This window comes from Nonomuraea sp. NPDC005501, from assembly GCF_040605905.1.
GTDB lineage: Bacteria > Actinomycetota > Actinomycetes > Streptosporangiales > Streptosporangiaceae > Nonomuraea.
The window spans coordinates 62,031-81,947 of record NZ_JBEXDT010000012.1 but is presented as its reverse complement, the minus strand read 5'-3'; the positions used below and the strand labels follow the sequence as shown (position 1 = coordinate 81,947).

Here is a 19,917-nt window from a genome sequence, read left to right as displayed (position 1 = left end):
GACGATATATCCCTTATTTCCTACTATGTTTATAGGTTATTACCCCGTCAGGAGCCCCGATGACCAAGCAGATCCATCTCGCCGCGCACTTCCCCGGCGTGAACAACACGACTGTCTGGTCCGACCCCGGATCGGGCAGTCAACTCGACTTCGACTCGTTCCGCCACCTGGCCCAGACGGCCGAACGGGGCAAGTTCGACTTCTTCTTCCTGGCGGAAGGACTGCGGCTGCGCGAGGCGAAGGGACGCATCCACGACCTGGACGTCGTGGGCCGCCCCGAATCGCTCACCGTCCTTTCCGCCCTGGCCTCCGTCACCACCCACCTGGGCCTCGCCGCGACGGTCAACTCGACCTTCAACGAGCCGTACGAGGTGGCCAGAAGGCTTGCCACACTCGACCACCTGAGCGGCGGCCGGGCCGCGTGGAACGTGGTGACCAGCTTCGACGCCTTCACCGGCGAGAACTTCCGCCGGGGCGGCTTCCTCCACGAGTCCGACCGGTACACCCGGGCGGAGGAGTTCCTGCGGACCGCGAGGGAGCTGTGGGACTCCTGGGCTCCCGACGCGGTGGTCGCGGACCCGGAGTCGGGGCGGTTCCTCCGGCCGGGCGGCGTCACCCCCTTCCGGCACCGGGACCGGCACTTCGACATCTCCGGCCTGTTCAACGTGCCGCGGGGCCCGCAGGGCCACCCGGTGATCATCCAGGCCGGGGACTCCGAGGACGGCCGCGAGTTCGCCGCGTCCTCGGCGGATGTGATCTTCAGCCGGCACAGCAGGCTGGAGGAGGGCCGCACCTTCTACCGTGACGTCAAACGCAGGCTCGCCGCGTACGGCCGGCGGCACGACGACCTGAAGATCCTTCCCGCTGTCACGTACGTGCTCGGCGACACCGATGCCGAAGCCGCGGAACGGGCCGCCGAGATCCGCCGCGCGCAGGTCAGCCCGCAGACCGCGCTCTACTTCCTGGAAGGCGTGTGGGGCCGCGACCTGACGGGATACGACCCGGACGGCCCCCTGCCCGACCTCGAACCGAACCTGGACGAGGGCGTGTCCAAGGGCGACGCGCAGTTCCCCCGCGACCGCGGCGCCGTGGCGGCCAAGTGGCGCGCCATCGCCGAGGAGAAGAACCTGTCGATCCGCGAGCTCGTCATCGAGGTCGGCGTGCCGCAGACCTTCATCGGCACACCGCGGTCGGTCGCCGACGAGATCGACCACTTCGTGCAGACCGACGCCGCCGACGGCTTCATCTTCGTGCCGCACCTCACCCCGGGCGGGCTGGACGACCTGGTCGACAAGGTCGTCCCACTGTTGCAGGAGAAGGGCGTCTTCCGCGCCGACTACACGGGGCCCACCCTGCGCGACCACCTGGGCCTCGCCCCCCGCCCTCTCGCCCCCCGCCCTCTCGCCCCCCGTACCGAGGAGATCTCATGACCCTGCATCTCGCCGTCGCGCTCGACGGGGCGGGCTGGCACCCGGCCGCGTGGCGGGCCGAGGGCGCGCAGCCGTACCGGCTGTTCACCGCCGGCTACTGGGCCGACCTCGTCGCGGAGGCCGAGCGCGGCCTGCTCGACTTCGTCACCTTCGAGGACGCGCTCGGCCTCCAGTCGACCCGGCTCAACGAGCCCGACGAGCGCCTGGACCAGGTGCGCGGGCGCCTCGACGCGGTGCTGATCGCGTCCAACGTCGCGCCGCTGACCTCGCGGATCGGCCTCGTGCCGACCACCAGCACGACCCATACGGAGCCGTTCCACGTCGCGACCGGCATCGCCTCGCTCGACCACGTCACCCGCGGCAGGGGCGGGTGGCGGCCCCAGGTCTCGGGCCGCCCCGACCATGCCCTCCATTTCGGCCGCCGCGTCCTCCCGCCGCTCGACCTCTCCGGCCACCCCGATCCGGCTTTCACCAGGCACGTGGAGCGCCTGTTCGCCGAGGCGGCCGACGCGGTCGAGGTGGTCCGCCGGCTGTGGGACAGCTGGGAGGACGACGCGGAGATCCGCGACGTCGCGACCGGCCGGTTCATCGACCGCGACAAGCTGCACTACGTCGACTTCAGCGGCGAGTGGTTCAGCGTGAAGGGGCCCTCGATCACGCCGCGGTCCCCCCAGGGGCAGCCGCTGGTCACCGCCCTGGCCCACGACACGCTGCCGTACGAGTTCGCGGCCCGGACCTCCGACGTCGTGTACGTCACGCCGCGCGAGCGGGACGACGCCACGGCCGTCGTCGAGCGGGTCCGGGCGGCGGAGTCCGCCGTCGGCCGCCCCGGACCGCCCTTGAAGATCTTCGCGGACCTGGTGACCTTCCTCGACTCCGGCGGCGCGGCCGACCGCAAGGCGCGGCTGGACGACTTCGACGGAGACGAGCTCGTCTCGGACGCGCACGTCTTCACCGGCACGCCGGAAGAGCTCGCCGATCTGCTGCTGAGCTGGCGGGAGGCCGGGCTGGACGGATTCCGCCTCCGGCCGGGCGAGCTGTCCCGCGACCTGACGTCGATCACCAGGGGCCTGGTGCCCGAGCTCCAGGCCCGGGGCGCGTTCCGGACGGCGTACGACACGGCGGACCTGCGCGGGCGACTCGGCCTGCCCCGCCCGGCGAGCCGCTACGCCAAGGCCGCCCTGTGACAGACCGGCCCGCCCTTTCCGGCGCCGCCCTTCGCCCGCTTCAGTCCAGCCAACCGAGGCGGGCCGCCCGCACTCCGCAATGCTGGCTTCCTGTTCGCGCCATGGCGTGTTCGCGACGCCCGCACGGACTCCCCGCGCCGGGTCCGGTGCCCCACGATCGGAGGCAGGGGCGGACGTAGCCCCGAAGCGTCCTCAGAGGAGAACACCATGATCACTGTGGCGTACAGCCTGGTCGCCCACCAGCTCACCGGCTTGTCCTCGGAAACGTGCGACCACTGCCTGGTGGCCATCAGGACCGAACTCATCCGGGTGCCCGGCGTGGTGGGAGTGGAGGTGACACCGGCCACCTCGCGCGTCAGCATCCTGACGGACGGGCCGGTCGACGAGCGGTCGGTCCGGGCCGCCATAGAGGCGGCGGGATGCGTGGTCGTCGAGTAGGGCGCCGGCGCGAAGGCCAGGCCATGGCCCGGTACGGCCGGGCGGGCCGTCGGCCGGGGCGTGGGTGAGCGCTGGTCGCAGGGTCCAATCAGGGTCCAGACATGAAGAAGGCCAGACCCGCGACATGCGGTCTGGCCTTCGACCTGGTGAATTCCGGTGGGCGATACTGGGATCGAACCAGTGACCTCTTCGGTGTGAACGAAGCGCTCTCCCGCTGAGCTAATCGCCCGCCCTGGCGGCCCCTTGCGGCGCCGACGGGAAAACCATACCGCACTCCAGGACCACCTGGCGAAGCGGCGGCGCGCCGGGAGGCGGACTGGGACGGAGATTCGAGGGAAAGGGGGTGGTTGCCCATCGGCGGAGCGGGTCGGTGGCATACCATCGACGTGTTCCGGTAGGAGCCGATCGTGATCTTTTCTCCGGAAACGTTCATGAAGGATTGCGCCGGAGCCGACCGGAGGGCGCGCAAAGCCCTCGCAAATACCAGCCAACAGATGCCGTTTGGCCAGATAGATGCCCGAATGTCCAGCTGTGAGGTGCGTTACAGAAGGCCCTGGAAGCGGAATCTTTCCTACAGGTTTCTTCGTTCCGCGTCATAGCTCAGGACGAAGTCCGTCAGAGCAGCGAAAGCCCCGAAGAGGGGACCTACGACGAAAAGGTTTGGCTGACGATGAACAGCACCACCGTCTCCGCCGAGCTTGGCCTTCGGCTTGTGGTCCCCGACCGAACGACCGTCCCCCTGCTCGCCGGACTCAGCTACACCGCCGACGACCCGTACGCCATCCGCATGGCCTTCCACGTGGGGAACGACGAACCGGTCGAGTGGATCTTCGCCAGGGAGCTGCTGACCGTCGGCATCGTGCGCCGCGTCGGCGACGGCGACGTGCAGGTGTGGCCGGCGCGCTCCGACGGCGAGCGCACCCTGCACATCAGCCTCACCTCCCCGTTCGGCCAGGCACTGTTCGAGGTGCCGCTGACGCCCCTCACCGAGTTCCTGCACCGCACGTACGAGAAGGTGCCGGCCGGTCGCGAGACCGACTTCATGGACCTCGACGCCGAGCTGACCAACATGCTCTGGCCCTCCTGAACCCCCAGGACCCCCCTAGCGACCGGGTAGCGCCTGCAGCGTCCTCCTCATGCGGGCGATCTCGATGCTCTGGCCCGCGTACACGTCTCGCGCCATGCGCCGCATGCCCACGTCGCGCCCGCCGGAGAGCTGCTCTCCCGCCATCCTCAGCGCGCCCTCGTGGTGCCTGATCATCAGGCGCAGGAACAGCCGGTCGAAGGCGGCGTCGCGGGCGGCGCGCAGCGCGTTCATCTCGTCCAGCGTCGCCATCCCGTAGCCCACCTGGCCGTGCTCGTGCCCGGCAGGGACGGAGCGGCCGAGGTCGGCGAGCCAGCGGGTCATCACGCTGATCTCGGGCTGCTGGGCCGCGGCGATCTGCGCGGCGAAGCCCCGCACGGTCACGTTCCCCGTGCGCTCCGGCACCAGGGCGGTCATCTCCAGGGCCTGGCGATGGTGCGGGATCATGCCCTCGGCGAAGCGGACGTCCGCCGCGCCCGGCTCCCGGTCGGCCTGGCCGACACGCTCCCCCGGCGTCGCCGTACGGGCCGGAGCCCCCGGTTCGTTCGGGACGATCACCGGGGCGCCCGTGCCCACGGCCGAGGGTGCCTCCGGTCGCTCGGCACACGCGGCTACCGCCAGTACCGCCATAATTGCGACAAGGTGCGGTACGAACCGGGATCGTACTGACATAACTTCCATACTGGGACACAAGACGAGGGGTGCGTGCGTGTTCTCTGCCAGGGCTCGGGGGGCGGTGTTGTGCGCGGTCGCCCTGTTCGTGTCCGCGTGCAGTTCGGGATCGGACCCCGGCGGGTCCGCGCCGCGCTCGGGAGGCACCTCACAGGGGTCGGGTGACGACACCGTGATGACCAGCCCCAACGTCAAGCTCGTGGCCAACGTCCCGCGTTCGGCGCCGCTGAACAACGAGATGGACTGGAACACCGACCTGGCCTTCCAGGGAGACTACGCGTTCGTCGGCAACTTCGGCGGGTTCTCCGTCTACGACATCAGCGATCCGGCCAAGCCGAGGACGGTCAGCCAGGTGGCCTGCCCGGCCCAGCAGAACGACGTCTCCGTCTACGGCGACCTGCTGATCCTCTCGGTGGACGAGCCCCGCAGCGACGCGGGCTGCGGCTCCGACGAGGACACGCGCGCCTGGGAGGGTCTGCGCATCTTCGACATCAGCGACAAGGCCCGCCCCACGTACGTCTCGTCCGTGGCGACCGAGTGCGGGTCGCACACGCACACCATGGTGCCGCAGGGCGAGACGCTCTACGTCTACGTCTCCTCCCCGGGCGGTGAGGCGGACTCGGCGACCTGCACGCCGGAGCACCAGGTCATCCAGGTCGTGGAGATCCCGGTCAAGGACCCCCGCTCCGCGAGGGTCGTCGCCAAGCCGAACATCTTCCCGGAGCGTCAGAAGGGCAGCGGCGGCTGCCACGACATCACCGCCTTCCCCGAGAAGAAGCTCGCCGCCGCCGCCTGCTTCGGCGACGGCGTGCTGCTCGACATCTCCGACCCCGTGAACCCGACGGTGCTCCAGCAGGTGCGCGACGAGGCGAACTTCCAGATCTGGCACTCGGCCACGTTCAACAACGACGCCACCAAGGTCGTCTTCAGCGACGAGCTCGGCGGCGGCAGCGCCCCCACCTGCGACAGGAACACCCCGCAGACCAAGGGCGCGAACGCGATCTACGACATCGTCGACGGCCGGATGGAGCGCCGCGGCTACTTCAAGATCCCCCGCGAGCAGGAGAAGGACGAGAACTGCGTCGCCCACAACGGCTCCCTGGTGCCGGTGCCGGGCAAGGACGTCATGGTGCAGGCGTGGTACCAGGGCGGCGTGTCGATCTGGGACTTCACCGACTCGTCCGCCCCCAGGGAGATCGGCTTCTTCGAGCGCGGACCGTTCCCGGACAGCGGCGACGATCCCGTGGCGGGCTCGTGGTCGGCGTACTACTACAACGGCTACATCTACTCCAGCGACATCCGCGAGGGTCTGGACGTCATCTCCGTCGACGACCCGATGACGGATCCCGCCAAGAAGGTCACGATGGACGACTTCAACGTGCAGACGCAGAAGACGTACTGACGCCGTCCGCGGCGCGGACGGCCCGTGCCCGATAATCGCCTCGTGACGATTCTCCCTCAGATGGCCAATGCCTTCGACGAGCTGGCCGGCGGCTACGACAACGACCACCACGACGAGATCGCCCGCCTGCTTCTCGACCTGGTCCGGCCGGCCGCGGGCGACAGGATCGCCGACGTGGCCTGCGGCAACGGCGCCGTCGCGCTCGCACTGGCCCGGGCGGGTGTCACCGTCCCCGTCGTGGCCGTGGACATCTCCCCCGGCATGATCGCCGTCGGCCGTGAGCGCGCCGAAGCGGCCGGCCTGGCCGCGGCGATCGACTGGCGGGTGGGGCAGGCTGTCCCTCTGCCCGTGCCCGACGCCTCGCTCGACCTGGTCCTCTGCTCGTCCTCGCTGCACTTCCTCGGCTCGACGGCATTGGCCGACTGGCGCCGCGCGCTGCGCCCCGGCGGCCGGGCCGGGTTCACCCTGCCGGTGGCCGGGCAGTTCCGGCCCAGCGGCGCGTTCGCCGCGCTGGTCGCCTCGGACGTGCCCGTCCCCGGGACCGCCGGCGAGGCGTCGGAGTTCGCCCGTACGGCGGGCTTCGTTCAGGCGGAGTCGCGCCTGGCGCACGTCGGCTCCCGCGCGGTGATCCTCACCGTGGCGACCAACCCCTGACGTCCTGCCGGGAAGGCGTCAGCGTAGGCGTGATCGCGCCCGGACCGGCATGGTCGCGCATGCCGTCGACCGTGTCGCGGTGGCAGGCCCGGGCGGCCGGTCGGTGCCGCCCGGGTGCGGGGCGTCAGGGGTCGAGGTCGCCGGCCGAGCGCTCGGCGAAGACCCGCATGGCCTTGGCCGTGATCGGGCCGGGCGCGACCGGCAGCTCGGTGTCGTCGACGAGCCTGATCGGCTGGATGTCGCGGGTGGTCGAGGTCAGGAACGCCTCCTCGGCCTCGTACAGGGCCGACAGCGGCACGTCGGCCTCCTCGCCGCCGCACCACTGGAGCGTCAGCGCCCGCGTGACGCCCGCCAGGCACCCGGACTGCAGGGTGGGGGTGAGCAGGCGACCGTCGCGGACGATGAAGATGTTGGAGCCGGTGCCCTCGCACAGGTCGCCGGCGAGGTTGCCGAAGATCGCCTCGCCGCCACCGCGCGCCTTGGCGTAGGCCAGGGCCTTGGCGTTGTCGCCGTAGGAGGTGCTCTTGACGCCGGCCAGCGCGCCGCGCTCGTTGCGCGGCCAGGGGACGACGGTGACGTTGGCCGTGACGGGGAACGGCTTCTGCTCGTCCACGATGACCACGGAGGTGGTGCCCTGGTCGCCGCGGTCGGAGCCGAGCGGGCCCGGGCCGCTGGTGTAGGTGATGCGGATGCGGCCGAGCGCCCACGCGGGGGCGGCGGCCAGGCACTTGCCGATGCCCTCGGCGATGGCCTCGACGTCGGGCTCGGGCAGGTCCATGCGCTGGGCCGAGAGCCTGAGCCGGTCGAGGTGCCGGGTGAGGGCGAACGCGCGGCCGTGAACGATCTTCACGGTCTCGAACACGCCGTCGCCGACCATGAGCCCGTGGTCGAACACCGAGACGGTCGCCCGCTGCGGGTCGATCAGCTCCCCGTTGACCCAGACAGGGATGTTCATGCGGTGCCTCCTGAGGATGCCAGTGAGATGAGCCTGGACGCCTTCAGCTCGGTCTCGAGCCACTCACGCCGGGGATCGCTCTCCCAGGTTATGCCCGCGCCCGTGCCGAACCGGATCTCGCCGGCGGCGATCCAGAACGTGCGGATGCCCACGGCCAGCGCCGCCCTGCGTCGGGAGGCGTCGACCCAGCCCACCGCCCCACAGTACGGCCCCCGGGGTTCGGGTTCGAGCCGATTGATGATCCGCAGCGCCGACGACTTGGGGGCCCCGGTGACCGAGCCCGGCGGGAACGTGGCCGCGAACAGCTCGGCCCAGCCCGCCCCGGGCCGCAGCCGGGCGCGTACCGCCGAGACGAGGTGGACGAGCCCGGGGTGCTCCTCGACGCCGCACAGCGACGGCACCTCGACGGTGCCGACCTCGGCGACCCGGCCGAGGTCGTTGCGGACCAGGTCGACGATCATGATGTTCTCGGCGCGGTCCTTGTCGAGGAGGTCGGCCGCGGTGGCGCCGGTGCCCTTGATGGGGCGGGACTCGACGAGGTCGCCCTCGCGCGACAGGTACAGCTCGGGCGAGGCGGACACGACCGTCGTGCCCGGCACGACGATCACCGCGCTGTACGGGGCCGGGTTGCCCGCTGCCAGCAGGGCAGCCAGGGCGAGCGGGTCGGCCTCGTCCGGCACCGGTGCGGTCAGGACGCGGCACAGGTTGGCCTGGTAGACCTCGCCCCGCTCGATGTGGTCGCGGATGGCCTGGACGCCGCGCTCGTAGGCGGCCCGGTCGAGCGAGCTGCGCCACCGGCCGGGCGGCGGGCCGTGCCAGGGGCGGCGGGGCGGGGGCAGCGGCGCGGGGCGGACGTGGTCGAAGCGGGCGCACGTCGCCTTGCCCTCGTAGTCGGCGACGACCGCCCACCAGCCGTCGCCGTCGAGGGCGGCGAGGTCGGTGGTCAGGTCGCGCAGGCCGGTGGCGAGGACACCGCCTACGTGGGCGAAGGAGTCGTGCACGGCTCCCATTGTCCCAGCAGCCGGAGGAACTCCAGCGCCGCCGGCAGCGGCGTCGCCGGCACGGCCGCGTACACCCTGCGCACGGGGGCGGGACCGCGCAGGGGCCGCAGCACGACGGCGGGCGGCACGCCACGGGCCGCCAGCTCCGGTACGAGGGTGACGCCGAGCCCGGCCGCGACGAACCCGAACTTCCCCGTCCACTCCGCCACCCGCAGCCCGCCGCGCGGGGCGAACCCGGCGGCGGCGCAGGCCGCGGTCAGCAGCGTCGGCTGGCCGCGGGGGGCGGCCTCGATCCACGGCTCGCCCGCCAGCTCGCGCAGGTCCACGGCGTCCTCGCCGGCCAGCCGGTGCTCGCGCGGCAGCGCGACGAGCAGCCGGTCCTCGCGCAGCAGCACGGCCCTCCCGGGACCGGCGTCATCCCCACGCGCGCCCCCGGGCTGCTCCGGTGGTGACTCGCGGAGGGTGAGACCGGCGGGCAGGCCGGCCGGGTAGTCGCTGATGACCGCGATGTCCAGCGCGCCCGCCTGGAGGCGTTCGACCAGCCGGGAGGTCAGCCCCTCCAGCACGCGCGGCTCGACGCGCGGCCGGGCGCGGGCGAACCGCCTGAGCGTGCCCGGCACGAGGTCCACGTTGGCCGTGGCGAACGCGCCGACGCGCAGCGTGCCGCCGCTGCCCCCGTGGATCGCGGTCAGCTCCTCCCCCGCGCGTTCGAGCCGGTCGAGGACGGCGCCGGCGTGGGCGTGCAGCGCATGCCCCGCCGGGGTGAGCCGTACGCCCCGGGCCAGGCGCTCGAACAGCGGGCCGCCGGCGGCGCGCTCCAGGGCGGCGATCCGGCGGGAGACCGCGGACTGGGTGTAGCCGAGCAGCTCGGCCGCCGCGGTGAACGAGCCGTTGCGCGCCACCTCGTCGAACAGCCGGAGGGTGGCGGTGTCGAAGGCATTCGTGTCAGTCATGGCTGCCATGCAATGTAGTCGGTGGTGGAATCTCTCGCCGCCCGGTTCACTGGGGCCCATGACTGCTTTCGAGGGAAAGATCGCTTTTCTTGGACAGGGCCGGATGGGCGTCCCCATGGCGCGGCGGCTCGTGGACGCCGGCCACCAGGTGACGGTGTGGCGGCGCGGGACGGATGTCACGGCCGCCGAGGCGGTGCGCGGAGCGGCGCTCGTCGTCACGATGCTGCGCGACCCGGCCGCGGTCCGGGAGGTGCTGACCGCCGCGCTGCCGGGGCTGGCTCCCGGGGCGACGGTGGTGGAGATGTCCACGATCGGCCCCGAGGCGGTGCGGGAGCTGCGGGCGCTGCTGCCCGCGTCCGCCGGGCTGGTCGACGCGCCCGTGCTGGGCAGTGTCGGCCCGGCGACGGAGGGGACGCTGACCGTGCTCGCCGGCGGGCTGGACGGCCCTCAGGCAGGGGACGGGGCGGTGGCCGCCGGGCTGCGGGAGGTGCTGTCGGTGTTCGGGACCGTGCGCGCGTGCGGGCCCCTGGGCGCGGGCGCGGCCGTGAAGGTCGCCGTCATGAGCGCGATCGTCCCGGCCCAGGTGCTGGTCGCCGAGACGTTCGCGTACGGCGAGGCGCACGGAGTGCCGCGTGAGGCGCTGGCGGACGTGCTCGCGGGCACCCCGCTCGGCGCGGTGTCCGAGCGGCTGCGCGTCCCCTCACGGGAGACCCGGTACGCGCTCGGGCTGGCGGCCAAGGACCTGGCGCTGGCGGCGTGGCCCGAGGCGTCGCTGGCCACGGCGGCCCGCGTGCGGCTGCAGGAGGCGGAGGCCGCGGGCCTGGGCGGGCATGACCTCACCGCGATCGCCGGCCACGTCACGGGCGGCCGGAAGGGGCGGCGGGCCGTGCCGCTGAACCCGCCGACCGTCCCGCCCACGAACGGCATGTACTCCCACGCCGTCCGGGCCGGCGACACCCTCTACGTCTCCGGGCAGGCCGCCCTCGACGAGCGGCACCGCGTGGTGGGCGAGGACGACATGACCGCCCAGTCCGAGCACGTCTTCCGGAGCCTGGAGCGCATCCTGGCCGACCAGGGGGCGACGTTCGACGACGTGACCTTCATCAGGACGTACCTGACGGACATGGACCGACGGGCCGAGTACGGCGCGGTGCGGCGGAAGTACCTCACCGGGACGCCGCCGGCGAGCACCACCGTGGAGGTGCCGAGGCTGTTCATGCCGGGGCTGCTGCTGGAGGTCGACGTCGTCGTGGCCCTGCCCTGACCCCGGGCCACGGGGGTCAGTCGAGCGGGCCCGTGACCGACTCCACGGCGGCGATCACCGAGCCGTCCGCCACCAGGCGGACCGCCGCGTCGATCTCCGGCGCCAGGAACCGGTCCGGCCCCGGGCCGGGGACCGTCTCGCGCAGCGCCTCGACCACGGCGGCCGTGGCCGGCGCGGGACGGAGCGGGGCGCGCAGGTCGAGCGCGCGGGCGGCGGTCAGCACCTCGACCGCGAGCACGCGCGTGAGACCGTCGACGGAGCGGCGGAGCTTGCGCGCCGCCGACCAGCCCATCGAGACGTGGTCCTCCTGCATGGCCGAGCTGGGGATCGAGTCGACGCTGGCGGGCACGGCCAGCCGCTTCAGCTCGGAGACGATGGCGGCCTGCGTGTACTGGGCGATCATGTGGCCGGAGTCGACCCCGGGGTCGTCGGCCAGGAACGCGGGCAGGCCGTGGTTGCGCGCGACGTCGAGGAAGCGGTCCGTGCGGCGTTCGGACATGGAGGCGAGGTCGGCGGCGACGATCGCCAGGAAGTCCAGCACGTACGCGACGGGGGCGCCGTGGAAGTTGCCGTTGGACTCGACGCGGCCGTCGGCGAGCACGGCCGGGTTGTCGACGGCGCTGGCCAGCTCCCAGGTGGCGACGTTGGCGGCGTGGGCGATCGTGTCGCGGGCCGCGCCGGCGACCTGGGGGGCGCAGCGCAGGGAGTAGGCGTCCTGGACGCGGGTGCAGGCGTTGGGGTCGCGGTGGCTCTCCATGATGGCCGAGCCGGCCAGGATCCTGGTCATGTTGGCGGCGGCGCGCGCCTGGCCGGGGTGCGGGCGCAGCGCCTGCAACTCGGGGGCGAAGACGCGGTCGGTGCCGAGCAGGGCCTCGACGCTCATCGCGGCGCTGACGTCGGCGGTCCTGACCAGGCGGGTGAGGTCGTCGATGGCCAGGATCAGCATGCCGAGCATGCCGTCGGTGCCGTTGATCAGCGCCAGCCCCTCCTTGGCCGCCAGCTCGACGGGCTCCACGCCGGCCTGCTTGAGCGCCTCGGCCGCCGAGGTGAGCCGGCCGGAGGCGTCGCGGACCGGGCCCTCGCCCATGAGGGCCAGCGCCACGTGCGCCAGGGGCGCCAGGTCGCCGGAGCAGCCGAGGCTGCCGTACTCGTGGACGACGGGCGTGATGCCCGCGCTGACCAGCCCGGCCAGCGCCTTCGCGGTGGTCGGCCTGATGCCGGTGTGGCCGGTGGCCAGCGTGTGGAGGCGCAGCAGCATGAGCGCGCGCACCACCTCGGGCTCGACCTCGGGACCGCTGCCCGCCGCGTGCGAGCGGACCAGGGAGCGCTGGAGCTGGGCGCGCAGCGCCGGGTCGATGTGGCGGGTGGCGAGCGCGCCGAAGCCGGTGGAGACGCCGTAGGCGGGGACGGGACTCTCGGCCAGCTCGTCCACGCGCTGCCGCGCGGCCGACACCGCGGCGACGGCGTCGTCGGTGAGCTGGACGGCGGCGCCGTGGCGGGCCACCCGGATGACGTCGTCGAAGGTCAGGGGCTCCGGGCCGACGTTCACGACTCCGTTGTCGCGCATGGTGTTCTCTCTCGTTCAGGTAACTGGCGTATGCGATGTTAGCTCCTTACCGGAGAACAGCGCCGTCAGCCCTTCCCTGCCCGCGTCGGTCACGCTCACCGCTCGGGGGACCGGCCCCCGGGCGTACCAGCCGCGCTCGAACAGCACGGCGGTGATGGCGGCGCCCAGGGAGCCGCCGAGGTGGGCCCGCCGCTCGGTCCAGTCGAGGCATTCGGGGGCGAAGCGGCGCCTGGTCCGGCGCGCTCCCTCGACGTCCACGCCCAGGAGGCCCAGGAGGCGCTCGCCCTCGGGCGTCACCTCTCCCCCGGTCAGGCAGCCGGCGGCCCGCAGGCCGTCGAGCAGGCCGACCCCGGCCCGGCCGGCCAGATGGTCGTAGCAGGTGCGGGCCTCCTCCAGCATGCGGGCCTGGCGCGACTGGCGCAGGGACCGCACGGGCGGCCGCCCGCCGAACCTGGCCAGCACCTCCAGCACCTCGGCGATCTCGTGCCCGGCCAGCCGGTAGTAGCGGTGGCGGCCCTGCCGTACGACGTCGACGAGCCCGCCCTCCAGCAGGCGGGACAGGTGCGCGCTCGCGGTGGCGGCGCTCACGCCCGACATGCGCGCCAGCTCCCCGGCGGCCAGGGCCTGGCCTCCCAGCAGGGCCGTGAGGATGGCGGCCCTGGTCGGGTCGGCGATGAGCGCCGCGACGGGCGCGATGTCGGCGTCGGCCGCGACGTGCTCCATTGCTGCCATGTCTCCGACCCTAGCCCCGGGATGCTTCGCCGCCGGACGAAAGATGCCGCCGCGGAGACCCGGCGGCTAGGCTCGAAGATCGTACGGCGAGTTCGGAGGTGTTCTCCTTGACGGCAGCGAACGGAGGCCGGGTGGCCCTCGTCACCGGCGCGTCCCGCGGGCTGGGCGGCGTGATCGCGCGGCGGCTGGCCGCCGACGGGTGGGCCGTGGCGGTCAACCACCGCTCCAGCGCCGGCGAGGCGGGCGCGGTCGTGGAGCGGATCCGGGCGGACGGCGGCGCCGCCGAGGCGTTCGCGGCGGACGTCACGGACGACACGGAGGCCCCCGCCCTGGTGGAGCGCGTCGCCGACCGGCTCGGGCCCGTGACGGCGCTGGTGCTCAACGCGACCGGCCCCCAGCCCGCCGTGCCCGTCGAGGACCTCACCTGGGAGGCGCACCTCGACCAGCTCCGGTTCTTCGTCAAGAGCCCCACCCTGCTCGTACGGGCGGCGCTGCCCGGCATGCGCGCGGCGGGCGGCGGCCGGGTGATCCAGATCGGCTCCGACATCGTCGACCGGGCCCTGCCCGGCATGTCCGCCTACACGGCGGCGAAGGCGGCGCAGTTCGGGCTCACCCGGACATGGGCCCGCGAGCTGGGCCCGTACGGCATCACGGTCAACCTGGTCGCGCCCGGCTGGATCCCCGTCGAACGGCACGCCGACCACGGACCCGAGGACATCGCCGCCTACCGGGACGACGTGCCCCTGGGCCGGATGGGCACGCCGGAGGACGTGGCCGCCACGGTGGCGTTCCTCGCCTCGGACGCGGCCTCGTTCGTCACCGGCGAGCGCGTGACGGTGAACGGCGGCCACACCTGAGCCGGTGACGGTCAGATCTGGTTCATGCCGCCGTCGACGTACAGCTCGGCACCCGTGATGAAGCTGCTCTCGTCGGAGGCCAGGAACAGGGCGGCCGAGGCGGCCTCCTCGGGCGTGCCCATCCGGCCGAGCGGCACCAGGTCCACCAGGGCGTTCCTGAGGCGGTCGGCCTCGGCCGGGCCGGGCGCCAGGCCGGTGACGCCGGGTGTGTCGATGGGGCCGGGGCTGAGGGTGTTGACCCTGATCGCCCGGCCCCTGAGCTCGTTGGCCCAGGTGCGGGCGAAGGAGCGGATGGCCGCCTTGGAGGCGCTGTACACGCCGAACGCCTCCACGCCCTTGGCACCGGCGGTGGAGCCGGTCAGGATCACCGAGGCGCCGTCGTTGAGCAGGGGCAGCGCCTTCTGGACGGTGAACAGCGTGCCCCTGACGTTGCTGCCGAAGGTCTGGTCGAAGTGCTCCTCGGTGACCTGCTCCAGCGGCCGGAGCTCCCCGCCGCCGGCGTTGGCGAACAGCACGTCGACGCCCCGGCCGCGCTCGGCGACGGCGGCGTAGAGCCGGTCGAGGTCGCCCAGGTCGGCCACGTCGCCCCGGACGCCGGTGACGTCGCCGCCGATCTCGGTCACCGCGGCGTCCAGCGCCTCCTGGCGGCGGCCGGTGACGAACACGTGCGCGCCCTCGGCCGCGAACCGCCGGGCCGCCGCCAGCCCGATCCCGCTGGTGGCGCCGGTGACGACGGCCGTCCTGCCGTCGAGCTGTCCCATGATCGTCTCCTGTCACGCGGCGGACCCGGTCGTCAGCTCAAGGATGTCCCGGAAGCCGTTCCGCCCGGGTATGCGCCACGGCCGGTACGGGCAAAGAAGACGTCGCCGTGTGGTGACCCCGGGCCAGGTCAGGCGCCGCTGGGGATCCGCCCGCCCGAGACCGACTCGACGAGCCGCCCCCACTCCGGGTACGTCTCCACCTTCTTCAGGTGCAGCGCCATGACCTTGCCGGCCAGCTCGGGGTCGAGGTCGTCCGACAGTCGCGCCGGCGCCAGTCTCTCCACCCGCGGGATGATCGTGTAGTCGCCCTCGATGTGCACCGGGTCGTGCATGTACCGCTCCAGCGCCTCGAGGTCCGCGATGCCGACGCAGTAGGCGTGGGTGTAGCCCTCGGCGGGGTCGCCCAGGTCCTGGCCGACCGTCGAGAACGACACCGACTCGACGGACGCCGTCCGCCGCATGGCCTCCAGGACCTCGGCCTTCTCCTCCTCCGTCGTCCCGCTCCTGAAGCTGAAGCGCAGGATGTTGACGATCATTTCTCTCCTCATTGGTCTTTTTTTCTGAACTCGCCGGTTCACCGTAGCGACTCATCCGGTCCAGCAGCAAGAGTGAACCCGCGAGTTCACTCGCGATCCGGTCGAGGGGTAGCCTGCGGACGTGACGGAAACGACGGCTGCCACCGCCCGCAAGGGAGCGCGAGGACGCATCGACAAGCGGCAGGCCATCCTCGACGCCGCCTTCACCGTCTTCGCCCGGCGGGGCTACTCGCAGGCGTGCGTGCAGGAGATCGCCGAGGAGGCCGGCGTCGCCAAGCTCACCGTGTACAACCACCTGAGCGACAAGGAGAACCTGTTCCGGCAGGCGCTGACCGCCGCCGCCGAGACGGTGTCGGAGGAGTGCCTGGCCGTGGCCGACCGGCTGCGCGACCCGGGCGACGACCTCCGGCCGGCGTTGGAGGAGGTCGCGTACCGGCTGCTCCAGGTGTGCCGGGGCGAGCGCGCCCACGCGCTGCGCTGGCTGACCTACGCGCAGATCGCCCGCTTCCCCGACCTGGTCGACACCGTCCAGAGCCGCACGTCGCACCGGCTCGGCGAGGGCCTGGCCGACCGGTTCGCGCGGCTCTCCCTGTCCGGACGGCTGCGCCCGTGCGACCCTGCGGTGGCGGCCGAGCAGTTCCTGGCGCTGCTCACGGGGCCGCTGGAGGCGCGCGGCCGGCTCGGCACGCGGGAGATCACCGACGCCGAGGCGAGTGGGATGGCGGGGTCCGCGGTCGACACCTTCCTGCGGGCGTACGGCCCGGAGACCCCGCCCACCTGAGCCGGACACTTCCTTCCACCCACCCGGACTGCCCACCCGAACTGCCCGGCTAGTCTGCCCGGCCGGTCTGCCCGCCCGGAGAACGGCTTGCCCGGAGACACTTCCCGCGACCGGGACGCTTCGACAGCCGTTTGAATGCTTCGGGTACACGATCGGCGTCATGACCACCGAGAACCCCGCGCTCCTCGTAGCCGCCTCCGTCGACCGCTGCCTCGCTCTGGCCGAGACCTGGCTCGCCTGGGACGGCAGGCCCATCCTGACCGAAGCCGACAACCTGTGGACCCCCTCCAAGGCCGCCCGCCGCATCCAGGACCACCTCATCGACCACCTCGCCGAGGTGGAAGCCCTGCTCGCCGGCGCCACTCCGGCACCCGACACCTGGCACGGCCGCACGGTGACGCTGGACGCCGACTGGGCCCGCTTCACCGAACTCGACCTCGCCGAGGCACGCGCCCGCTGGCCCCGCCTCGCCCAGGCGTACGTGAACCGCTACGCGACCGTCCCCGACGCCTGGGACGTCCCCCGCGACCCCAACTGGACGCTGCGCCAGATCGCCGAGCACGTCGCCGACGTCATCTGGTACGCGGAGCAGGTCGGCGACCTCCGGTTTGGGGACTCGGCGAGGATTCGCTAGAGTTCTCTCGTCACCGCGACACAGCGGCGGCGACGCGGAAGTGGCTCAGTGGTAGAGCATCACCTTGCCAAGGTGAGGGTCGCGGGTTCGAATCCCGTCTTCCGCTCGGAGCTTCCGGCTCGGTGGAGTGGCCGAGAGGCGAGGCAGCGGCCTGCAAAGCCGTCTACACGGGTTCAAATCCCGTCTCCACCTCGGCAACGGACGATTAGCTCAGCGGGAGAGCGCTTCCCTGACACGGAAGAGGTCACTGGTTCAATCCCAGTATCGTCCACCAGACTCCGTAGCCGATCAGGTCTGACCTGGTCAAACAGGAGTTAAAGCCCCAGCTCGCGGCACACGCCGGGAGTCTGGGGCTTCTTGTTGTTCCGGGTTGATCATCGTAGTCGCCAGCAGGCACCAGTCCTGGCTGTCCTTCGCCCGGAGGTCCACCCGCCGAGGAGCAGCCATCCAGCGGGCCCGGATCGTAACCGAGCCCTTGAGCGACTACATCAAATGGGCCATGACCATCGACCCGCAGAACATCGAGGCAGGCGAGGACATCCGCTATCTGCCTCCGCACCAGGCCACCGACATCCGCCTGCCTGAAGAGGACTACTGGCTGCTCGACGAGGACACCTTTGTTCTCAGCTTGTTCATTCCGGACGGATCGTCTGGAGGTTTCGCGCGCGTCTCTGATCCCGGCCTGCTCCAGCAATGCCGCACGGTGCGAGACGAGGTCTGGGCGAGGGCCATTCCTTTCGCCCAGTACGTCGCGTAACCGCTCCAGTGTCTACGCCAGCACAGAAGGCCCGCGAGGCACTCGGCGTGCGCCTTAGTGATCGGGTGGACAGGAGAGGCTCGGAACCCTCCGCTGAAGTGGATAGCGCGCCATGGCGGCGGGTTGCGGCTGAGCTGCTGTCGTCCGGCTACGGCGGTGATGGCGACGGCTGTACCAACGCCCCGCCGACGGGTCCGGCCTGCATCCCGGCGGAGATCTCACAGTGTTCACACCTGAGGCGCAACGCGGCCGTTTTCACCGTCGGCGACCACTCGCCGTACGGAGTGCGCGCGAATGTGTTTGTTCCTTGCTTGCCGCCGCTGGTGCCGTTGGAAAGGAACGTCGTCAGGGCTGCATCGGGTCGGACACGGCTTGCAAGAGCGCGGCATGGCTCTCGTAAGACATCGGACGGCTAGTTCCGTCGCCATAGCGCATATCTCAATCGGCAGAGCAGCGGACTGTCAATCCGCGAGTCCTTGGTCCGGGTCCATGCACACCAGCTTGATCCTAAAGCATCACTCCATGGCGGACGATGACGATTGCTATGGCCACCAACGGGCCACAAACAGCACACGACAGGTACAGCAGGTTCCGATCGCGTTCCATAAAGGAACGGCCCTCGTTCGCAACCCACGAATAGATTGACACACCCGTACCAAGACTGATGACGAATTGTGCTGCGACGAAGGTCCACAGGACGGAGCCGAGCTCCCCGCGTGGCGTTGTAGGCGGAGTGGCGGCCCATCCCTCGATATCAAATAGCGCCCAGACGAGGTTGGCGCCGACAAGCAACTGCAAGCCCGTCACCCAGTAAGGGGCGGCGACCGAGGATGTGACGGCTACCGCCGCATCGCCAGTGGAAGCCGGCGGGGAGACACCGGATTCTTCCTTGGCTGAGGCATCCGATGCGCTGCCCGGGGGTGGCTGGACCTGAGCCTGAGAGGGACGCTCGACCAAGGGCGCGGCCGGAGCCGGAACTGGCGCCTCGTCAACGTGGCTCTGCGGCTGGTTGCTTGCCTGGTCCCGCTGCTGCTCCTTCGCCAGGCGAACCTGCTGCCAGGCAAGATACACCTGAGGGATCCCAATAATGATCGCAATTGCAAGGCTAGCCAAGGCGACGGCTCGGTCCACATCGACACACTGCCCGTCGCGGCTGGTGAGCGCAAGTGCTATTAGAGAGCAGGGTGGAGTCCTCGAGGGTTTCATAGACCCTGAGAAGGTGGGTTCAAATCTCACCTCCGGCCACGAAGCGCTGACCGAGTAGCACCCAAATCGGCCAGTGCTCTCCAGATTGGCCGCTGTCCCGGCCTGACCAGCCGGTGGCATGGGCCTGGAGATGAGGTGTAGATGCGCACTCGATCCCGAGTACGGCTAATCCCCGCCCGAGAAGGGAGGGTGGTGAAGGTACATCAACGAGTCTTACAAGACCTACACCCACCATCCCCAGCACGCCTGGTTCCCCAGCCACTGCTGAGCCGCGACCGCGCCCGCCTCCATGCCCGGGCCCGCGTCCTTGCTGGGGCCCGCATCCTTGCTGGGGCCCGCATCCTTGCTGGGGCCCGCATCCTTGCTGGGGCCCGCGTCCACTCCTGTTGGCACCACGCCCCGCGCTCCGCGTTCACGCCCGGGTCCGTGATCCGTCGAGTTGCGCCACCGATAGCCTGTTTCATTGTGATTCGTGCCTGGGGCCTGCCGATGCTGCTCGCCCTCAGCGGTGTCGTGGTGGCGACAACGCGGATCGCGGCCGGCTCCCCCGGGGCCGCCGTCGTCCCGCTGGCAGCGTTCCTCGGGCTCGCCGGGCTGTACTCCCCGCTGGTGTTCCCCAGGTCGATCGGCGCGGCGGAGGCGCAACGCCGCAGCGCGGCCGACGGCCGGCCAGTCGTCTACTGGCGGCCGGCCTGCAAATACTGTCTGCGCCTGCGGATCGGGCTGGGCCGCGACGCCCGCCGGGCGCACTGGGTCGACATCTGGCGCGACCCGGCCGGAGCGGCGGCGGTGCGGGCGGCCACCGGCGGTGACGAGACGGTGCCGACCGTGGTGCTGGCGGGCCGGCCATACGTCAACCCGGATGCCAGGTGGGTGCGCGGGCAGCTTCCTCCATCGTCCTGACCGGGTGTCCCTGACCGGCCATCCTCCTGAACGGTGTCCCTGACCGGCCATCCGGCTGAGCAGGTGTCCCTGACCGAGTATCCGGCTGAACAGGTGTCCCCGACCGGGCATCCGGCTGACCGGAGCGGTCCCCCGTACGCCCG

At 71.7% G+C, this 19,917-nt stretch carries 21 protein-coding genes and 5 tRNA genes; 16 read left to right on the top strand and 10 right to left on the bottom strand.

Annotation, left to right across the window (positions count from 1 at the left end):
- Window positions 1-59 precede the first annotated feature (59 nt).
- The 3 genes from ABZS51_RS09695 to ABZS51_RS09685 all read left to right on the top strand — a co-directional run bounded on the left by ABZS51_RS09695 (window position 60) and on the right by ABZS51_RS09685 (window position 3,055).
- Window positions 60-1,430: an NtaA/DmoA family FMN-dependent monooxygenase gene (locus ABZS51_RS09695; RefSeq protein WP_355438171.1), complete on the top strand. Its 1,371-nt coding sequence runs from the start codon at window positions 60-62 to the stop codon at window positions 1,428-1,430.
- Window positions 1,427-2,617, top strand: a complete 1,191-nt coding sequence (locus tag ABZS51_RS09690) for an LLM class flavin-dependent oxidoreductase (RefSeq protein ID WP_355438169.1) — start codon at window positions 1,427-1,429, stop codon at window positions 2,615-2,617. The genes ABZS51_RS09695 and ABZS51_RS09690 overlap by 4 nt, the downstream gene beginning before the upstream one ends.
- Window positions 2,618-2,824: 207 nt before the next feature.
- Window positions 2,825-3,055 carry a heavy metal-associated domain-containing protein gene (locus tag ABZS51_RS09685; protein WP_355438167.1) on the top strand — a complete coding sequence of 77 codons (231 nt, stop codon included), beginning with the start codon at window positions 2,825-2,827 and terminating at the stop codon, window positions 3,053-3,055.
- 157 nt (window positions 3,056-3,212) lie between these two features.
- Here ABZS51_RS09685 and ABZS51_RS09680 read toward each other — a convergent pair.
- A tRNA-Val gene (locus tag ABZS51_RS09680) sits at window positions 3,213-3,284 on the bottom strand.
- Between the two features lie 441 nt (window positions 3,285-3,725).
- Here ABZS51_RS09680 and ABZS51_RS09675 point away from each other — a divergent pair.
- Entirely contained in the window at window positions 3,726-4,142 is a 417-nt protein-coding gene (locus ABZS51_RS09675; RefSeq protein ID WP_175594684.1) for an SsgA family sporulation/cell division regulator, read from the top strand.
- 15 nt (window positions 4,143-4,157) lie between these two features.
- Here ABZS51_RS09675 and ABZS51_RS09670 read toward each other — a convergent pair whose 3' ends face one another.
- Window positions 4,158-4,697, bottom strand: coding sequence for a DUF305 domain-containing protein (locus ABZS51_RS09670; protein WP_355438165.1), 540 nt, complete (start codon window positions 4,695-4,697; stop codon window positions 4,158-4,160).
- Window positions 4,698-4,986: 289 nt separating this feature from the next.
- Here ABZS51_RS09670 and ABZS51_RS09665 point away from each other — a divergent pair, with 289 nt between their 5' ends.
- Window positions 4,987-6,213, top strand: coding sequence for a hypothetical protein (locus tag ABZS51_RS09665; RefSeq protein WP_355438163.1), 1,227 nt, complete (start codon window positions 4,987-4,989; stop codon window positions 6,211-6,213).
- Window positions 6,214-6,255: 42 nt separating this feature from the next.
- Window positions 6,256-6,867 carry a methyltransferase domain-containing protein gene (locus ABZS51_RS09660; RefSeq protein ID WP_355438161.1) on the top strand — a complete coding sequence of 204 codons (612 nt, stop codon included), beginning with the start codon at window positions 6,256-6,258 and terminating at the stop codon, window positions 6,865-6,867.
- A 124-nt stretch (window positions 6,868-6,991) separates the two neighbouring features.
- Here ABZS51_RS09660 and ABZS51_RS09655 read toward each other — a convergent pair whose 3' ends face one another.
- Genes ABZS51_RS09655 through ABZS51_RS09645 form a run of 3 tightly spaced genes read right to left on the bottom strand, consistent with a single transcriptional unit; the run spans window position 6,992 to window position 9,776 of the window.
- Window positions 6,992-7,822 (bottom strand): aminotransferase class IV, encoded by an 831-nt coding sequence (locus tag ABZS51_RS09655; protein WP_310712388.1) that lies wholly within the window; start codon window positions 7,820-7,822, stop codon window positions 6,992-6,994.
- Complete coding sequence (locus tag ABZS51_RS09650) at window positions 7,819-8,823, bottom strand: chorismate-binding protein (protein ID WP_355438159.1); 1,005 nt, start codon at window positions 8,821-8,823, stop codon at window positions 7,819-7,821. Before ABZS51_RS09650 ends, ABZS51_RS09655 begins: the two co-directional genes overlap by 4 nt.
- Entirely contained in the window at window positions 8,799-9,776 is a 978-nt protein-coding gene (locus ABZS51_RS09645; RefSeq protein ID WP_355438157.1) for a LysR family transcriptional regulator, read from the bottom strand. The genes ABZS51_RS09650 and ABZS51_RS09645 overlap by 25 nt, the downstream gene beginning before the upstream one ends.
- A gap of 58 nt (window positions 9,777-9,834) precedes the next feature.
- Between ABZS51_RS09645 and ABZS51_RS09640 the strand changes: the two genes are divergently transcribed.
- Window positions 9,835-11,040, top strand: coding sequence for a Rid family hydrolase (locus ABZS51_RS09640; protein WP_355438155.1), 1,206 nt, complete (start codon window positions 9,835-9,837; stop codon window positions 11,038-11,040).
- Between the two features lie 16 nt (window positions 11,041-11,056).
- Here ABZS51_RS09640 and hutH read toward each other — a convergent pair whose 3' ends face one another.
- Complete coding sequence (gene hutH / locus ABZS51_RS09635; RefSeq protein ID WP_310712392.1) at window positions 11,057-12,607, bottom strand: histidine ammonia-lyase; 1,551 nt, start codon at window positions 12,605-12,607, stop codon at window positions 11,057-11,059.
- A gap of 15 nt (window positions 12,608-12,622) precedes the next feature.
- On the bottom strand, window positions 12,623-13,339 hold the full coding sequence (locus tag ABZS51_RS09630) for a helix-turn-helix transcriptional regulator (RefSeq protein WP_355438153.1): 717 nt from the start codon (window positions 13,337-13,339) through the stop codon (window positions 12,623-12,625).
- Window positions 13,340-13,446: 107 nt separating this feature from the next.
- On the opposite strand from ABZS51_RS09630, the gene ABZS51_RS09625 reads away from it, so the two are divergent.
- Window positions 13,447-14,196 carry an SDR family oxidoreductase gene (locus tag ABZS51_RS09625; protein WP_355438151.1) on the top strand — a complete coding sequence of 250 codons (750 nt, stop codon included), beginning with the start codon at window positions 13,447-13,449 and terminating at the stop codon, window positions 14,194-14,196.
- Window positions 14,197-14,207: 11 nt separating this feature from the next.
- Here ABZS51_RS09625 and ABZS51_RS09620 read toward each other — a convergent pair whose 3' ends face one another.
- Window positions 14,208-14,957, bottom strand: coding sequence for an SDR family oxidoreductase (locus tag ABZS51_RS09620; RefSeq protein WP_355438149.1), 750 nt, complete (start codon window positions 14,955-14,957; stop codon window positions 14,208-14,210).
- A 128-nt stretch (window positions 14,958-15,085) separates the two neighbouring features.
- A complete protein-coding gene (locus tag ABZS51_RS09615; protein WP_355438147.1) occupies window positions 15,086-15,493 on the bottom strand; it encodes a Dabb family protein in 408 nt (135 codons plus the stop codon).
- Window positions 15,494-15,614: 121 nt separating this feature from the next.
- Here ABZS51_RS09615 and ABZS51_RS09610 point away from each other — a divergent pair, with 121 nt between their 5' ends.
- The 7 genes from ABZS51_RS09610 to ABZS51_RS09580 all read left to right on the top strand — a co-directional run bounded on the left by ABZS51_RS09610 (window position 15,615) and on the right by ABZS51_RS09580 (window position 18,164).
- Complete coding sequence (locus tag ABZS51_RS09610; RefSeq protein ID WP_355438146.1) at window positions 15,615-16,274, top strand: TetR/AcrR family transcriptional regulator; 660 nt, start codon at window positions 15,615-15,617, stop codon at window positions 16,272-16,274.
- A 160-nt stretch (window positions 16,275-16,434) separates the two neighbouring features.
- Entirely contained in the window at window positions 16,435-16,908 is a 474-nt protein-coding gene (locus ABZS51_RS09605; RefSeq protein WP_310712398.1) for a hypothetical protein, read from the top strand.
- Window positions 16,909-16,942: 34 nt separating this feature from the next.
- Window positions 16,943-17,014: transfer RNA gene (locus ABZS51_RS09600), tRNA-Gly, on the top strand.
- 15 nt (window positions 17,015-17,029) lie between these two features.
- Window positions 17,030-17,100 (top strand) — tRNA-Cys (locus ABZS51_RS09595).
- Between the two features lie 7 nt (window positions 17,101-17,107).
- Window positions 17,108-17,182: transfer RNA gene (locus ABZS51_RS09590), tRNA-Val, on the top strand.
- A gap of 96 nt (window positions 17,183-17,278) precedes the next feature.
- Window positions 17,279-17,665, top strand: a complete 387-nt coding sequence (locus ABZS51_RS09585; protein WP_355438143.1) for a DUF6879 family protein — start codon at window positions 17,279-17,281, stop codon at window positions 17,663-17,665.
- 431 nt (window positions 17,666-18,096) lie between these two features.
- Window positions 18,097-18,164, top strand: a tRNA-Asp gene (locus tag ABZS51_RS09580).
- Window positions 18,165-18,172: 8 nt separating this feature from the next.
- Here ABZS51_RS09580 and ABZS51_RS09575 read toward each other — a convergent pair.
- A complete protein-coding gene (locus ABZS51_RS09575; protein ID WP_355438141.1) occupies window positions 18,173-18,796 on the bottom strand; it encodes a hypothetical protein in 624 nt (207 codons plus the stop codon).
- A gap of 540 nt (window positions 18,797-19,336) precedes the next feature.
- Between ABZS51_RS09575 and ABZS51_RS09570 the strand changes: the two genes are divergently transcribed.
- The gene (locus ABZS51_RS09570; RefSeq protein WP_355438140.1) at window positions 19,337-19,774 is read left to right on the top strand and encodes a glutaredoxin domain-containing protein; all 438 of its coding nucleotides are present in this window, start codon (window positions 19,337-19,339) and stop codon (window positions 19,772-19,774) included.
- Window positions 19,775-19,917 lie beyond the last annotated feature (143 nt).

Excerpts from the sequence above, each read along its gene's own strand:
- ABZS51_RS09615 (WP_355438147.1), bottom strand. The coding sequence starts at position 15,493 with ATGATCGTCAACATCCTGCGCTTCAGCTTCAGGAGCGGGACGACGGAG.
- ABZS51_RS09665 (WP_355438163.1), top strand. The coding sequence starts at position 4,987 with ATGACCAGCCCCAACGTCAAGCTCGTGGCCAACGTCCCGCGTTCGGCG.
- ABZS51_RS09630 (WP_355438153.1), bottom strand. The coding sequence starts at position 13,339 with ATGGCAGCAATGGAGCACGTCGCGGCCGACGCCGACATCGCGCCCGTC.
- ABZS51_RS09685 (WP_355438167.1), top strand. The coding sequence starts at position 2,825 with ATGATCACTGTGGCGTACAGCCTGGTCGCCCACCAGCTCACCGGCTTG.
- ABZS51_RS09640 (WP_355438155.1), top strand. The coding sequence starts at position 9,835 with ATGACTGCTTTCGAGGGAAAGATCGCTTTTCTTGGACAGGGCCGGATG.
- ABZS51_RS09695 (WP_355438171.1), top strand. The coding sequence starts at position 60 with ATGACCAAGCAGATCCATCTCGCCGCGCACTTCCCCGGCGTGAACAAC.
- ABZS51_RS09645 (WP_355438157.1), bottom strand. The coding sequence starts at position 9,776 with ATGACTGACACGAATGCCTTCGACACCGCCACCCTCCGGCTGTTCGAC.
- ABZS51_RS09605 (WP_310712398.1), top strand. The coding sequence starts at position 16,435 with ATGACCACCGAGAACCCCGCGCTCCTCGTAGCCGCCTCCGTCGACCGC.
- hutH (WP_310712392.1), bottom strand. The coding sequence starts at position 12,607 with ATGCGCGACAACGGAGTCGTGAACGTCGGCCCGGAGCCCCTGACCTTC.
- ABZS51_RS09675 (WP_175594684.1), top strand. The coding sequence starts at position 3,726 with ATGAACAGCACCACCGTCTCCGCCGAGCTTGGCCTTCGGCTTGTGGTC.
- ABZS51_RS09620 (WP_355438149.1), bottom strand. The coding sequence starts at position 14,957 with ATGGGACAGCTCGACGGCAGGACGGCCGTCGTCACCGGCGCCACCAGC.
- ABZS51_RS09655 (WP_310712388.1), bottom strand. The coding sequence starts at position 7,822 with ATGAACATCCCTGTCTGGGTCAACGGGGAGCTGATCGACCCGCAGCGG.
- ABZS51_RS09690 (WP_355438169.1), top strand. The coding sequence starts at position 1,427 with ATGACCCTGCATCTCGCCGTCGCGCTCGACGGGGCGGGCTGGCACCCG.